Here is a 14,931-nt window from a genome sequence, read left to right as displayed (position 1 = left end):
GTCCGCAGCCGAACTCGACGCCCGGCTGCGCGCCGAGGGCGAGGCGCGCGGCGGCGAGCTCAACTGTTTCACGTGGCGGTCCGGCGAGGCGGACGCGCCCTCCGCGCGAGGCCTGCCGCCGCCCCTGGACGCGGCCCCGCTGTGGGGGATCGGCGGCGTGGTCAAGGCCAACATCTGCGTGCGCGACAGGATCACCGACTGCGGATCGCGGCTGCTGGCTCGCTGGCGCCCCCCCTACGATGCCACGGCCGTGGCGCGCCTGCGGGAGGCCGGTGCGCAGATCCTCGGCGCCACGGTCATGGATGAATTCGGCATGGGGTCGTCGACCGAGCATTCGGCGGTCGGTCCGGCCCGCAATCCCCACGACACGACGCGCGTGCCGGGCGGTTCGAGCGGCGGCGCTGCCGCCGCCGTCGCCGCCGGGCTGGCCTTCTTCGCCCTCGGTTCCGACACCGGTGGCAGCGTGCGCCAGCCGGCCCACTGCTGCGGTGTGGCCGGGCTGCGTCCCACCTACGGCAGGGTCTCGCGTTACGGCCTGGTGGCCTACGCCTCGTCCCTCGACCAGATCGGACCCCTGGCGCCGACCGTCGCCGACTGTGCCGCTGTCTACGGCGTCGTCGCGGGCCGGGACGACTACGACGCCACCAGCCTCGACGCTTCGGTCGGCGCCCCCCTGGCGGCGGCGGCCCGTCCCGCCGCGGGGCTGACCATCGGGGTGCCCCGCGACCTGCTGGCGCTGGCCGACGCCGACACGGTCGCCGATTTCGACGCGTCGCTGGACGCCCTGCGGGGAGAGGGTGTCGCCGTCGTCGACATCGCGCTGCCCGACTCCGAGGTCATGCTGGCGGCGTATTACGTCATCGCCGCGGCCGAGGCGTCCGCCAATCTCGCGCGCTTCGACGGCGTGGCCTTCGGCGAACGCGGGCGGGGAGACGATTACGCGGCCATGACCGCCGGCACGCGGGCGGCCGGCTTCGGCCGCGAGGTCAAGCGCAGGATCCTGCTGGGCACCTTCGTCCTGTCGGCCGGATACAGGGACGCCCACTACGAGAGGGCGCGGCGCGCCCGTCAGCTCGTGACCGGGGTGTACCGGACGGCCCTGGCCGCTTGCGACGCGATCGCCACCCCCACCGCGCCGACGGCGGCCTTCCCCCTGGGCGAGAAGGTGGACGATCCTCTGCTGATGTACCGCAGCGACGTCTTCACGGTCGGACCGAGCCTGGCGGGTCTGCCGGCGCTGACCGTGCCGACGGGACGCGACCGCGACGGCCTGCCGCTGAGCCTGCAACTCACGGGACCGGCGCTCGGCGAGGAGACGTTGTTCACCCTGGGGGCCGCGGTCGAACGCGCCCGCGGCTTCCGCGCGGAGGGTGCCGCGTGAACCCCGTACCCGTCATCGGCCTGGAAGTGCACGCCCAGCTGCGCACGCGGACCAAGATCTTCTGCGGCTGCCGGCACGAATACGGGGCACGGCCCAACAGCCGCACCTGTCCCGTCTGCCTGGGCCTGCCGGGCTCCTTGCCGGTCCTGAACGGGAGCGCGGTCAGGCTGGCCCTGCGCCTGGGTGCGGCGCTCGGTTGCCGCATCAGGACCCGCTCGGGTTTCGCGCGCAAGAACTACTTCTATCCGGACCTGCCGCGCAACTACCAGATCACGCAGCACGCCGAGCCTCTCTGCGAGGGGGGCTGGCTCGAGATCGGTCCCCTCGGCGCGCGCCGGACGATTCCCCTCGAGAGGATCCATCTAGAGGACGACGCCGGCAAGATGCTGAGCGCCAGGTCGGGCCGTGGCGTGGACTTCAACCGCGCGGGCGTGCCCCTCGCCGAGATCGTGACCCGGCCCGAGCTGTGCTCCGGGGAGGAGGCGCGTCTCTTCCTGCGCGAGTTGAGGCGTCTGCTGAGGGCGCTCGACGTCTGCGACGGCGACATGGAGAAGGGCAACCTGCGCTGCGACGCCAACATCTCGCTGCGGCCCGCGCCGGGAGCGCCGACCGGCGCGCGCGTGGAACTGAAGAACCTCAACAGCCTGCGCGGCGTCCGCAAGGCGCTCGACCACGAGATAGCCCGCCAGGGCGCACGGCTGGCCGGCGGGACCGCGGTCGCCGCCGAGACCCGCGGCTGGGACGCGCGCCGCGGCGCAACGGTCTTCCAGCGCGCCAAGGAGCGGTCGAGCGACTACAGGTACTTCCCCGAGCCGGATCTGCCGGCGCTGGTCGTGGACGAGGCCATGCTCGCATCGATCCGCCGGGAGTTGCCGGAGTTGCCCGCGGCCAGGGAACTGCGCTATGTGAGGGAGCTGGGTCTGGCGGGCGACGTGGCGGCGACGCTCTGCGAGTCGTCGGCCCTGGCCGTCTATTTCGAGGCGATGGCCGAGACGGTCGACGACGCACGGGCCTGCGCCAACTGGGTGACGGGCGAGGTCCTGCGCCTCTGCGGCGAGACCGGTGTGGACGTGGCGGAATTTCCCGTGCCTCCGGACGAAGCCGCGGCGCTGCTGCGCCGGGTCGCCCGGGGCGGTCTGAGCCTATGCGCCGCCAAGGCCGCCTTCGCCACGATGGTCGCGGAAGGGGCGACGGCCGCGGACGCGATCGCACGCGCGGGAATGGGCCTGATCGGGGACCGGGAGCACCTGTCGTCGGTGATCGCGCGCGTCATCGCGACATACCCCGAGCAGGCAGCTCTCTGCCGGGCGGGCAAGGCGGGCGTCGCCGACTGGCTGACCGGCCGCGTGATGGCCGCCACCGGCGGACGCGCGGATCCGCGTCTGACCGCGGAGATCCTCCGCGCGGCGCTCATGCGGCCGGATGATGGTTGAGGCCGGGATCGCCCGGCGATTGGTGTTTGCGAAGGAACGGGAGCCTGCCTAACGTTCCGGCGGAAGCCTCGCGCGTCGCCATGTACCCCACTCGTCAATCGGGGAGACTGACATGCCGGATGCCCTCTACAGGCTCACCGACGATTTCGCGCCGGCCACCGCCGCGCGATGGCGCGAGCTGGTCGCCGCCGATCTCGCGGGCAGGCCCTGGACCGAACTGGTGAGCACCAGCCGCGCGGGATTGGACATCCAGCCCCTCTACACGGCCGAGGACTGGGCCGCCGCCGGTGATCCCACCGGCCGGCCCGGCGCGGCCCCCCATACGCGCGGCGGCTGCGACCCGCGGGGGGAGCCGACCTGGGACGTTCGCCCCGAATACACCCATCCCGAACCTGCGGTCGCCAATGCGCAGATCCTGCAAGACCTGTCCCGCGGCGCCACGTCGGTGCTGTTGAAGCTGGACCCCGCCGGCGTCGAAGGCGTGGCCGTGCGTTCGGTCGACGACCTGGACCGCGTGCTCGCGGGCGTCGACCTGGCGCTGGTGCCGCTCGCGCTCGAGTCGGGACCGCGCTTCAGGCCCGTGTCCGCCCTGCTGCGGGAGATCCGGCGCCGGCGCGATCTCGCTGACGACAAGGCCCTGGGAGCCCATCAGGCGGACCCGATCGGCTCCTGGTGCGTGGGCGGCAACCTCCCCGTCGGTCTGGCTGAACTCCTCGACGACATGGCCGCCCTCGCGGCGGAGACGGCCTCCGGGTCGCGCGGCGTACGCGCGGTGAGCGCCAAGTCCTGCCCGTTCCACAACGCCGGGGCTGACGAAGCCCGGGAGCTGGCCTTCACCCTGGCCGAGGCGCTGGCCTATCTGAGGGCCATGGACGCCCGCGGCCTGGGCATCGATGCGGCGGCCGCCCAGATCCAGTTCTGCTTCGCCGTCACCGGCGAGATCTTCGGCGAGATCGCCAAGCTGAGGGCGGCGCGCACGCTCTGGGGCCGGATCGTGGCGGCCTGCGGGGGCGGCCCGTCCGCCCAGCGCATGCGGCTGCATGCCCGCACCTCGGCGCGCATGATGACCCGGCACGATCCCTGGGTGAACATGCTGCGCGTCACCACGGCGACTTTCGCGGCCGTGACCGGCGGCGCGGACGCGGTCACCGTCGCCCCCTTCGACGCGGCGATCAACGTGCCCGACGGTTTCAGCCGTCGCATCGCGCGCAACGTGCAGGTCATCCTGCAGGAGGAATCGCACCTGGGACACGTCGTCGATCCCGCCGGCGGCTGCTGGCACCTGGAACGGCGCACCGCCGAGCTCGCCGCGAGAGCCTGGGCCCTGTTCCAGGACGTGGAGCGTCGGGGAGGCCTCGTCGCCGGCCTGCGCGACGGGTGGGTCCAGACGAGCATCGCCGAGGTGCAGCGGGCCAGGGAGCGCGACGTGGCCAGACGCCTGGAGCCCGTCACCGGCATCAGTGAATTCCCCGCTCTGGACGAAACCCCCGTGGGCCGTACGCGGCCGGCGCCGCCTCCCGGCGGGACGCCCGCCGGGCTGCGGCTGGCGGGTGAGGACGGCGCAGCGCACGACCCCATCGACCCTTTGGCCCTGCACCGCACCGCGGAACCCTTCGAGGTCCTCCGGGACGCCGCCGACGCGCACATGGCGCGCACCGGAGCCCGCCCCCGCGCCTTCATCTGCAACCTCGGCACCCTCGCGCAGCACAACGCGCGGGCGTCCTGGATCCGCAACGCCCTGGCGGCGGGCGGCATCGAGGCGCCGCCCAACGACGGTTTCACCGATCCGCAGGAGGCCGCGGCGGCCTTCCGCGAGAGCGGCGCCCGCGTGGCCGTCGTCTGCTCGTCCGACGAGGTGTACGCCGGGATGGGCCCCGCGGTCGCCGCCGCGCTGAGGGACGCGGGCGCCGCCTCCTTGCTCGTGGCGGGAAGACTGGGCGCACTGGAGGACCGCTGGCGCGCCGCGGGCGTGAGCGCCGCGCTGTACCAGGGGTGCGACGTCCTGGACGCCCTGCGCGACCTGCACCGGACGCTGGAGGTGGGCCGATGAGCGGGTTCCCCGACTTCGCCGAGCTGTCCCTCCAGGGAGAAGCGGGCGCCGGCGATGCGCCCGCCGCCGTGCCAGTCTGGACGACGCCCGAGGGCATCGACGTCAAGCGGCTCTACACCTCGGCGGATCTCGAGGGTCTGGACCACCTGCGCACGGTGCCGGGCGCACCTCCCTTCCTGCGCGGGCCCTACGCCAGCATGTACACGCGCCATCCCTGGACCATCCGTCAGTACGCCGGCTTCTCCACCGCCGAACAGAGCAATGCCTTCTACCGCCGCAACCTGGCGGCGGGGCAGAAGGGGCTTTCGATCGCCTTCGACCTGGCGACCCATCGCGGCTACGATTCCGACCACCCGCGCGTGGTCGGCGACGTGGGCATGGCCGGCGTGGCCATCGATTCGATCCTGGACATGCGCATCCTCTTCGACGGCATCCCGCTCGACCGCATGAGCGTGTCGATGACCATGAACGGGGCCGTGCTGCCGGTGATGGCCCTCTACATCGTGGCCGCCGAGGAGCAGGGCGTGCCCCGGGAGAAGCTGGCGGGGACCATCCAGAACGACATCCTCAAGGAGTTCATGGTCCGCAACACCTACATCTATCCACCTGTGCCGAGCATGCGGATCGTCGGCGACATCTTCGCCTACGCGGCGCAGCACATGCCCCGCTTCAACTCCATCTCCATCTCCGGCTACCACATGCAGGAGGCCGGCGCGACGGCAGATCTGGAGCTGGGCTACACGCTGGCCGACGGCGTCGAGTACATCCGCACCGGACTGGCGGCCGGACTGGCGGTTGACGATTTCGCCCCGCGCCTGTCATTCTTCTGGGCCGTGGGGATGAACTACTTCATGGAAGTGGCCAAGCTCCGCGCCGCGCGCTTGCTCTGGGCCCGGTTGGTGAAGGGATTCGGGCCGCGCAACCCGAAGTCCATGTCGCTGCGCACGCACTGTCAGACCTCCGGCTGGAGCCTGACCGCCCAGGACGTCTTCAACAACGTCGCGCGCACCTGCCTCGAGGCCATGGCGGCGGCGCACGGACATACCCAGTCGCTGCACACCAACAGCCTGGACGAGGCCCTGGCGTTGCCGACGGACTTCTCGGCGCGCATCGCGCGCGACACGCAGCTCTACCTGCAGCAGGAAACCGACTCCTGCCGCACGGTGGATCCCTGGGCCGGCAGCTACTACGTGGAGCGTCTGACCCACGAACTGGCGCAGCGGGCCTGGACCCACATCGTCGAGGTGGAGGAGCTGGGCGGCATGGCGCGGGCCATCGAGGCCGGCATCCCCAAGCTGCGCATCGAGGAGGCGGCCGCCCGCGCCCAGGCGCGCATCGATTCGGGACGGCAGACCGTCGTGGGCGTGAACAAATACGTGCCCGACGAGCCGGAACAGGTCGAGGTCCTGAGGGTGGACAATTCGCAGGTGCGCGAGGCGCAACTGTCGCGCCTGCGCGAACTGCGGGAGAACCGGGACCCGTCGGCCGTGGACGCGGCGCTCTCGGCCCTGACCCGCAGCGCGGGGACGGGAGAAGGCAACCTGCTGACGCTGTCGGTAGAGGCCGCGCGGGCGCGCGCCACCGTCGGCGAGATCAGCGCGGCGCTGGAACGCGTCTTCGGGCGCCACCGGGCGGCCGTGAACACCGTGAGCGGAGTGTACAGCGGAGAAATGGGCACAGCCAACGACGACATGACCGGCGTGCGCAGGCAGGTGGAGGACTTCGCCGAGCGCGAGGGACGCCGCCCGCGCATTCTCGTGGCCAAGATGGGCCAGGACGGCCATGACCGCGGCCAGAAGGTGATCGCCACGGCGTTCGCCGACATGGGCTTCGACGTCGACGTGGGTCCTCTGTTCCAGACGCCGGAGGAGACGGCGCTCCAGGCCGTCGAGAACGACGTGCACGTGGTCGGCGTCAGCTCGCTGGCGGCCGGGCATCTCACGCTGGTGCCGGCACTCAAGGCCGAGTTGGTGCGGCTCGGCCGCCCGGACATCCTGATCGTGGCCGGGGGCGTGATCCCTCCCGGGGACCACGACGCCCTGCGCGCGGCCGGCGCGGCGGCCATCTTCCCACCCGGCACCGTCATCGCCGACGCCGCGAAGGACCTGATGCGGAAGCTCGAAGAGGTGAAACGCGGGTGAACGACGCGCCGCGCAAGGTGAACGGCCTCTCGCTCGACGATTACGTCGCGGGCGTGGAGGCCTGCGACCGTGCCGTGCTCGGACGCGCGATCACGCTGATCGAAAGCAGCCGCGCCGATCACCAGTCGCTGGCCCAGCAGGTGTTGGCGGCACTGCTGCCGCGCACCGGCGGCGCCCACCGCGTGGGCTTGACGGGGGTGCCCGGTGCCGGCAAGAGCACGCTGATCGACGCCCTGGGCACCCAATTGACGTCGGCCGGGCACCAGGTGGCGGTCCTGGCCATCGATCCCAGCAGCCTCGTGACCGGGGGCAGCATCCTCGGCGACAAGACCCGCATGGCCGACCTGTCCACCGATCCCCGCGCCTTCATCCGTCCGTCTCCCAGTGCGCGGACCCTCGGCGGCGTGGCCCGCAAGACACGCGAGACCATGCTGCTGTGCGAGGCTGCCGGCTTCGACGTGGTGATCGTCGAGACCATGGGCGTGGGCCAGAGCGAGACGGTCGTGGCGGAGATGGTGGACGTCTTCGTGCTGCTGACCATCGCCGGCGCCGGCGACGAGTTGCAGGGCATCAAGCGGGGCGTGATGGAGCTGGCGGAGATCATCGCGGTCAACAAGGCGGACGGCGCCAACACCGAGGCCGCCGCCCTGGCCGCCAACGACCTGCGGCAGGCCCTGCATTTCATGCGCCCCCTCCACGCCGGCTGGCGGGTGCCGGTGCTGACCGTCAGCGCGCTCGCGCGCACCGGACTTGATGAGCTGTGGGACGCCGTGGTGCGGCATCGTGAAACGCTCACGGAAGATGGCTCGCTGGAGAGCAGGCGACGGGACCAGCAGCTGCGCTGGATGTGGTCCATGGTGGAGGACCGCATGATGAGCGACCTGCGCGGCCACGCGGCCGTCCGCTCCCTGTTGCCGCAGATCGAGACCGCGGTGCGCGAGGGCCGCATGCCGCCGACGCAGGCCGCGCTGCGCATCCTCGCCGCCGCGCGGGACTGAGCTTCCGGCAAGCCGTCTCCCCCTTTTTGACTTACAATCTATGCGATCCGGTGGCCCGTATTCACCGGCACGCCTCTGCCTCGTCGCGTCGGCCCCGGGCCCGGCGCCCTGGAGCGATCATGGAACTGACCTTGAGACCGTCCGGCCAGAGGGGCGGGGCCGACCACGACTGGCTGCGCACGCGGCATACCTTCTCCTTCGCTGACTACAGGGATCCCGCGCACATGGGATTCCGGCAGCTGCGCGTGATCAACGAGGACTGGATCGCGCCGGCCAGGGGTTTCGGCAGGCATCCGCACCGGGACATGGAGATCGTCACCTACATGATCTCCGGCGCCCTGGAGCACCGCGACAGCATGGACAACACGAGCGTGCTGCGCGCGGGCGAGGTGCAGCGCATGTCCGCGGGCACCGGCGTCGAGCACAGCGAGATCAACGCCTCGCGGGACCAGACGGCCCACCTGCTGCAGATCTGGATCCACCCCGCGCGGCGCGGGCTGGCGCCCTCGCACGCGCAGCGAGCCTTTGCCGTCCCGGACAAGCTGAACCGATTCCGCACCATCGTCTCGCCCACGGGCGAGGGCGGGGCTTTGCGGGTTCACCAGGACGGCCTGATCCACGCCAGCGTCCTGGAACGGGGCCGGGACCTGACCTATGCCCTCGCACCCGGCCGTCACGCCTGGCTGCAACTGGTCGATGGCGCGCTCGACGTGAACGGGACGCGCCTGGGCGCCGGCGACGGCGCCAGCGCCGCCGGCCCCGGCGACATCATCATCGGCGCGGCGGAGACCGCCGAGTTCCTGACCTTCGACCTGGCCTGAGCGAGGGAGAGACACATGGACATGCGCGCCCGCACCGGCCATCCGATCCTGGACGTCATTGCCGATCGCTGGAGCCCCCATGCGTACGAGCCGCGCCCCGTGCCGCCGGCAGACCTGCGCTCCCTCTTCGAGGCCGCACGCTGGGCGCCGTCAAGCTACAACGAGCAGCCGTGGCGCTTCGTCGCGGTCACGAGGGACGACGAGGCGGCTTTCGGCCGTGCGCTGGCCTGTCTCGTGGACGCCAATCGCGCCTGGGCGCAGGATGCCGGGGCCCTGTTCTTCGCCGTGGCCGCCCGGTCCTTCGCGCGCAACGGCAAGCCCAACGGCAAGGCCCTCTACGATCTCGGACAGGCCGTCGCGATGTTGAGCATCGAGGCGGCGACGCGCGGGCTGACCGTCCACCAGATGGGCGGCATCGATCCCGAAGCGGCGCGCGCAGCCTTCCGGGTGCCCGGAGAGTACGACGTGATCACCGCAGTCGCCGTCGGCTACGCCGCCGCCCCCAACGCGGGCGGTGCCGGGGCCCGCCGGCGCCGAGACCTGGCCGGAACCGTCTTCGGCGCCGCCTGGGGCGAGCCTGCCCGTTTCCTCTGCGCACGCGGCAGCGACAACGTCGATTGACGGTGACGCACCCGCCTGTCAATTCCCGGCCCGGTCCGCGTGCGCGGCGTCACCCGCAGCCCCGCTTTCCAGCGGGTACGCTTTCTGCTGCATGGCCTGACCTCCCGTCATGGAACACCTCTCTTACCAGTATTGCGAGGAGGCGGTATGCCATTCTTGAGAAGTCGATTCTTTCTCGATGCGGTCCTCGTGGCGGTTCTGCAGTCGCTGGTCGTTTGTCCCGCCGCGCTGCTCTGGTTCTCGGGCAGCGCGAACGCGGCCGTGCTCATCTCCGAGGTCCTGCCCGACCCGGCCAGCGACTGGGACGCCGACGGCGAGATCGACAGCCGCGGCGACGAGTGGGTGGAAGTGATCAATACCGGACCCGGCCCGGTGGACCTCGACGCCTACTATCTCAGGGACGCGCTGGGCGACGATCCCCAGATCCGTTTCTCGGGCACGCTGGCCGCGGGAGAGACCGCCCTGTTCCTCGGCAGCGACGCCCTGGCCTGGCAAGCGGCGGAGGGACTGTCGGCGACCGGCCTCAGCCTGAACAATGCCGGCGACATGCTCGAACTCTATCTCGGCCATCCCCTGGAAGGGGCGTCGACGCTGGTGGACGCCCTGATCTACCCCGATCACGCCGGCGTCGACGACCGCTCGCTGGCCCGCTTCCTGCCCGAGGACGTCTGGGTGCTGTGCGACGGGCTGCATCCCTACGGCGGCGCCCAGGAGCCGCCCGGCACCGGTTGCCTGCCGACGCCGGGCGAGATCAACACGTGCGCCGGTCTCGTCGCCGACGAGAGCAGCAGCTGGGGCCAGGTGAAAAACGACTATCGTTGAATCCGCACGGGGGTTCGGGAAACGCGGAACGGGCGCTCCGAAAGGGGCGCCCGCCCGCATATCTGCATGCAACGATTGCAACTGCGCGTAGAAATTCCTTCACAACGCGAGGACGTTGCGGTACGCTCACCGACCTTGCGGAAGCGGCCTCCGGCCCGTCCGCCCGAGACGTTCCGCGCCGAACCGCACATCCCACACCTGGGCACCCCCCGCCAACTCGCGGAGGTACGATGGTCCTGAACGAGAACCAGAAGATGATCCGGGACATGACCCGCGATTTCGCGCGCAGCAAGCTGGCGCCCATCGCCGCGAAGATCGACGAGACCGGCGAGTTCCCGGAGGCGACCGTCAGGGAAATGGGCCGGCTCGGTCTGCTCGGCCTGGCGGTGCCGCCCGAAGCCGGCGGCACGCGGCTGGACGCCCTCTGCTATTCCCTGGTCGTCGAGGAGCTGGGCAAGGTCTGCGCCAGCCACGGGCTGACCGTCGCGGCGCACAACAGCCTCGGCTGCTGGCCCATCCACGCGTACGGCACGCCGGAGCAGAAGGACCGCTGGCTCAAGCCTGCCTGCCAGGGCGAGTTCCTGCTATCGTTCGGCCTCACCGAGGCCGAGGCCGGCAGCGACGCCGGGGGCACCAAGACCACGGCCGTGCGCGACGGCGGCCAGTGGATCCTCAACGGCAGCAAGCAGTGGATCACCAATGCGCATTACGCGGGCGCCCTGATCATCACCGCCGTGACCGATCCGGATCAGCCGCCCGGCAAGGGCATCTCCGCCTTCATCGTTCCCGCCGACACACCCGGTTTCACGGTGGAGAAGAAGGAGGACAAGCTCGGCATGCGCGCCTCGGACACGGCGCCCCTGGTGCTCGATGATGTGCGTATCGGCGCCGACGCCCTGTTGGGGGAAGAGGGCGCGGGCTTCCGTTATTTCCTGGAGACGCTTGACGGCGGCCGCATCTCCATCGGTTCGCTGGCCCTGGGCATCGCCGAGGGCGCCTTCGCGGTGGCGCGCGACTATGCCAAGAAACGCGTGCAGTTCGGCCGTCCCATCGCCAAGCAGCAGGCCGTCGGCTTCATGCTGGCGGACATGAGCACCCAGATCGATGCCGCGCGCTTGTTGATACGGGAGGCTTGCCGCCTGGAGGACGCCCACGAGCCATTCGCGGACATGTCGGCGAAGGCCAAGCTCTTCGCCAGCGAGATGGCCATGAAGGTCACCTACGACGCCATCCAGATCCTGGGCGGCTACGGCTTCTGCCGCGAGTATCCGGTGGAGCGCATGTACCGCGACGCCAAGCTGTGCACAATCGGGGAGGGCACCAGCGAGATCCAGCGCATGGTCATCGCCCGCAACGTGCTTGCGGATTGACCGAGTTTCGAACACGCGACGAAAGGTCCCGTCATGAGCGAGAGAGTCGTCATAGTCGGAGCGGTGCGCACGCCCATCGGAAAGTTCCAGGGCGGCTTGAAATCGCTCAAGGCCAGCCGTCTGGGCGCCGCGGCCATCAAGGGCCTGCTCGACCGCACCGGCCTCGATCCCGCCAGAATCGACGAGGTGATAATGGGCTGCGTGGTCCAGGCGGGCCTGGGTCAGAACCCGGCGCGCCAGGCGGCCATCTACGCCGGCGTGCCCACGAGCGTCAGCGCCTACACCCTGAACAAGGTCTGCGGTTCGGGCCTGCGGACGGTCATGGCGGCGGCGCAGGCCATCAAGGCAGGGGACATCCGCTGCGCCGTGGCAGGCGGCATGGAGAACATGAGCCAGATCCCGTACGCCCTGTTCGACGCCCGCGACGGCATGCGGCTCGGCCACCGCCAGGTCACCGACCTGATGGTCCACGACGGGTTGTGGGACGTGTACAACGACTTCCACATGGGCATGACCGCGGAGAACGTCGCGAGCAAGTACGAGGTGTCGCGGGAGCGCCAGGATGCGTTCGCGGCCGAGAGCCAGGCCAAGGCGGTCGCTGCGATGGAGGCCGGCAAGTTCAAGGCCGAGATCGTGCCGGTGGAGATTCCCCAGCGCACGGGCGACCCGGTGGTCATCGACGCCGACGAGGGCCCGCGCGCCGGCACCACCGCCGAGTCGCTGGCCAGGCTGCGCCCCGCCTTCAAGCGCGACGGCGGCACCGTCACGCCCGGCAACGCCTCGACCATCAACGACGGCGCCGCGGCCGTCCTCGTGTGCGGCGAATCCTTCGCCGCGGAGAACGGGCTGTCCGTGAAGGCCGTCGTCGAGGCCTACGGCACCGGCCCGGTCGATCCCGAGTGGGTGATGATGGCGCCGGTCGGCGCGGTGAAGAACGTCTGGCGGAAAGCCGGCAAGACGGCGGGCGACTACGGCCTCTACGAGCTGAACGAGGCCTTCGCGGCCCAGGCCGTCGCGGTGATCGACGAGCTCGGGCTGCCCGCCGAGAAGGTGAACGTGCACGGCGGCGGCGTGGCCCTCGGCCATCCCATCGGGGCGTCGGGCACGCGCTGCCTGGTGACCCTGATCCACGCCATGGAGGACCGGGACGTCAAGGACGGCCTGGTGGCCCTCTGTCTGGGCGGCGGCGATGCGGTGGCCATGTCCGTCAGCAGGTAGCGAGTTTGTAATTGGTTGAATAACAATTAGTTATGGCAGAGAACGGAGGAAAAGCATGAAGGTCGCGGTGATCGGCGGCGGGACCATGGGCAACGGCATCGCCCACGTCTTCGCCCAGTGCGGGCACGACGTGACCCTGATCGACGTGAGCGCGGACGCCCTGCAGCGGGCGTTGAGCACCATCGACAAGAACCTGGACCGGCTGGTCAAGAAGGAGAAGATCTCCGCACAGGACAAGGCGGACACCCTGGGCCGCATCGCCACCTCCGACACCCTCGACGCCGCGGCGGACGCCGCCCTGGCGGTCGAGGCCGTCTTCGAGAGTTTCGAGGTGAAGCGGGGGATCCTCGAGAAGCTGGACCGGGTCTGCAAGCCCGACGCCATTCTCGCGTCCAACACCTCGAGCATCTCCATCACCAAGCTCGCAGCCTGCACCAGGTGTCCCGAGAAGGTCATCGGCATGCACTTCATGAATCCGGTGCCCATCATGAAACTCGTCGAGGTGATCAGCGGCCAGGCCACCGACCCGGCCGTGCTCGAGCAGGTGATGCAGATCAGCAGGGATCTGGGCAAGGTACCCGTGGCGGTCGCGGATTATCCCGGTTTCATAGCCAACCGCGTCCTGATGCCTATGATCAACGAGGCGGTCACCTGCCTGATGGAGGGCGTGGCCGACCGCAACGCGATAGACACGGTGATGAAGCTGGGCATGGCACATCCCATGGGCCCCTTGACCCTGGCCGACTTCATCGGCCTGGACATCTGCCTGGACATCATGGAGGTCCTGTACGAGGGCTTCGCCGACAGCAAGTACCGTCCCTGCCCGCTGCTGCGGCGGATGGTGGACGCGGGCCATCTCGGCCGCAAATCCGGCAAGGGCTTCTACGATTACGAATAACGGAGGACCGCCTTGGATTTCCAACTGACCGAACAGCAGCGCATGATCCGCGACGCGGCCCGCGACTTCGCCCAGAAGGAGCTGGCGCCGCACGCCGCCAGGTGGGACCGCGACGAGCACTTTCCCGCCGAGGCCGTCAAGAAGCTCGGCGAGCTGGGCTTCCTGGGCATGAACGTCCCTGAACAGTACGGCGGCGCCGGCTTCGACATGGTCTGCTACGTGCTGGCCATGGAGGAGATCTCCGCCGCCTGCGCGTCGACGGGCGTCGTGATGTCCGTGAACAACTCGCTGGTCTGCTGGCCCCTGGAAACCTACGGGACCGAAGCGCAGAAACAGAAGTTCCTCGCTCCGCTGGCGCGGGGCGAGAAACTGGGCGCCTACTGCCTCAGCGAGCCCGACGCCGGCACCGACGCGGCCAACCAGCAGACCCGCGCCGTGCGGGACGGCGACGCATGGGTCCTGAACGGGATGAAGAACTTCATCACCAACGGCGCCAACGCCGACGTGCTGATCGTCTTCGCCCAGACCGCTCCCGAGCTGAAGCACAAGGGCATCCACGCCTTCATCGTGGAGACCGACCGCGAGGGCTTCGCCGTGATCAGCAAGGAGAAGAAGCTGGGCATCCGCGCCTCGGACACCGCCCAGCTGGCCTTCGACAACGTGCGCCTCCCCGCCGACCAGCAGCTCGGGCCGGACGGGGCCGGCTTCAAGGTGGCCATGTCGACCCTCGACGGCGGGCGTATCGGCATCGCCGCGCAGGCCCTGGGCATCGCCAGGGCGGCGCTGGAGGCCTCGGTCGGTTACGCCAAGCAGCGCCACCAGTTCGGCAAGCCCATCGCCAAGTTCCAGGCCATCCAGTGGAAGATCGCCGACATGGCGACCCGCTACGAGGCGGCGCGGCTGTTGACCCTGCGTGCGGCCAATCTCAAGGACCGGGGCGAGCGCTACTCCGAGGAATCGGCCATGGCCAAGCTCTACGCCAGCGAGGCCGCCAACTGGATCGCCAACGAGGCGGTTCAAGTCTTCGGGGGCAACGGCTACAGCAAGGAGTTCCCGGTGGAGCGTCATTTCCGGGATGCCAGGATCACCTCGATCTACGAGGGCACCAGCGAGGCGCAGCGGCTCGTGATCTCGGGACACAGGCTGCGTTAGCAGGCAGTCGTCGGTCGGGTCGCGGT

The 14,931-nt window shown here is 70.2% G+C and carries 12 protein-coding genes; all 12 read left to right on the top strand.

The window, feature by feature from the left end; translation table 11 throughout:
* Nucleotides 1–1,381 (top strand): aspartyl/glutamyl-tRNA amidotransferase subunit A (locus KJ554_10475; protein ID MBU0742759.1); only part of this gene is annotated, 1,381 nt, incomplete at its 5' end.
* The gene (gene gatB / locus KJ554_10470; protein ID MBU0742758.1) at nucleotides 1,378–2,814 is read left to right on the top strand and encodes an Asp-tRNA(Asn)/Glu-tRNA(Gln) amidotransferase subunit GatB; all 1,437 of its coding nucleotides are present in this window, start codon (nucleotides 1,378–1,380) and stop codon (nucleotides 2,812–2,814) included. The genes KJ554_10475 and gatB, both read left to right, overlap by 4 nt.
* Nucleotides 2,815–2,926: 112 nt before the next feature.
* A complete protein-coding gene (locus tag KJ554_10465; protein MBU0742757.1) occupies nucleotides 2,927–4,864 on the top strand; it encodes a methylmalonyl-CoA mutase subunit beta in 1,938 nt (645 codons plus the stop codon).
* On the top strand, nucleotides 4,861–7,005 hold the full coding sequence (gene scpA, locus KJ554_10460) for a methylmalonyl-CoA mutase (GenBank protein MBU0742756.1): 2,145 nt from the start codon (nucleotides 4,861–4,863) through the stop codon (nucleotides 7,003–7,005). Before KJ554_10465 ends, scpA begins: the two co-directional genes overlap by 4 nt.
* Before the next feature lie 17 nt (nucleotides 7,006–7,022).
* The gene (gene meaB, locus KJ554_10455) at nucleotides 7,023–8,003 is read left to right on the top strand and encodes a methylmalonyl Co-A mutase-associated GTPase MeaB (protein MBU0742755.1); all 981 of its coding nucleotides are present in this window, start codon (nucleotides 7,023–7,025) and stop codon (nucleotides 8,001–8,003) included.
* 119 nt (nucleotides 8,004–8,122) lie between these two features.
* A complete protein-coding gene (locus KJ554_10450; protein MBU0742754.1) occupies nucleotides 8,123–8,824 on the top strand; it encodes a pirin family protein in 702 nt (233 codons plus the stop codon).
* A gap of 15 nt (nucleotides 8,825–8,839) precedes the next feature.
* A complete protein-coding gene (locus KJ554_10445; GenBank protein ID MBU0742753.1) occupies nucleotides 8,840–9,445 on the top strand; it encodes a nitroreductase family protein in 606 nt (201 codons plus the stop codon).
* A 147-nt stretch (nucleotides 9,446–9,592) separates the two neighbouring features.
* Nucleotides 9,593–10,267 carry a lamin tail domain-containing protein gene (locus KJ554_10440; GenBank protein MBU0742752.1) on the top strand — a complete coding sequence of 225 codons (675 nt, stop codon included), beginning with the start codon at nucleotides 9,593–9,595 and terminating at the stop codon, nucleotides 10,265–10,267.
* Nucleotides 10,268–10,521: 254 nt separating this feature from the next.
* A complete protein-coding gene (locus KJ554_10435; GenBank protein ID MBU0742751.1) occupies nucleotides 10,522–11,637 on the top strand; it encodes an acyl-CoA dehydrogenase family protein in 1,116 nt (371 codons plus the stop codon).
* A 33-nt stretch (nucleotides 11,638–11,670) separates the two neighbouring features.
* Nucleotides 11,671–12,855: an acetyl-CoA C-acetyltransferase gene (locus tag KJ554_10430; protein ID MBU0742750.1), complete on the top strand. Its 1,185-nt coding sequence runs from the start codon at nucleotides 11,671–11,673 to the stop codon at nucleotides 12,853–12,855.
* A gap of 55 nt (nucleotides 12,856–12,910) precedes the next feature.
* On the top strand, nucleotides 12,911–13,753 hold the full coding sequence (locus tag KJ554_10425; protein MBU0742749.1) for a 3-hydroxybutyryl-CoA dehydrogenase: 843 nt from the start codon (nucleotides 12,911–12,913) through the stop codon (nucleotides 13,751–13,753).
* A gap of 12 nt (nucleotides 13,754–13,765) precedes the next feature.
* A complete protein-coding gene (locus KJ554_10420) occupies nucleotides 13,766–14,905 on the top strand; it encodes an acyl-CoA dehydrogenase (protein MBU0742748.1) in 1,140 nt (379 codons plus the stop codon).
* The last annotated feature ends 26 nt before the right edge of the window (nucleotides 14,906–14,931 follow it).

Source organism: bacterium, from assembly GCA_018814885.1.
Lineage (GTDB): Bacteria > Krumholzibacteriota > Krumholzibacteriia > LZORAL124-64-63 > LZORAL124-64-63 > JAHIYU01.
Note: the sequence above shows the minus strand (reverse complement) of the source record. Positions and strands in the feature narration are given on the sequence as shown.

Coding starts and splice junctions, on each gene's coding strand:
- KJ554_10440 (MBU0742752.1), top strand. CDS start 9,593: ATGCCATTCTTGAGAAGTCGATTCTTTCTCGATGCGGTCCTCGTGGCG.
- KJ554_10435 (MBU0742751.1), top strand. CDS start 10,522: ATGATCCGGGACATGACCCGCGATTTCGCGCGCAGCAAGCTGGCGCCC.
- scpA (MBU0742756.1), top strand. CDS start 4,861: ATGAGCGGGTTCCCCGACTTCGCCGAGCTGTCCCTCCAGGGAGAAGCG.
- KJ554_10430 (MBU0742750.1), top strand. CDS start 11,671: ATGAGCGAGAGAGTCGTCATAGTCGGAGCGGTGCGCACGCCCATCGGA.
- KJ554_10465 (MBU0742757.1), top strand. CDS start 2,927: ATGCCGGATGCCCTCTACAGGCTCACCGACGATTTCGCGCCGGCCACC.
- KJ554_10425 (MBU0742749.1), top strand. CDS start 12,911: ATGAAGGTCGCGGTGATCGGCGGCGGGACCATGGGCAACGGCATCGCC.
- KJ554_10450 (MBU0742754.1), top strand. CDS start 8,123: ATGGAACTGACCTTGAGACCGTCCGGCCAGAGGGGCGGGGCCGACCAC.
- KJ554_10445 (MBU0742753.1), top strand. CDS start 8,840: ATGGACATGCGCGCCCGCACCGGCCATCCGATCCTGGACGTCATTGCC.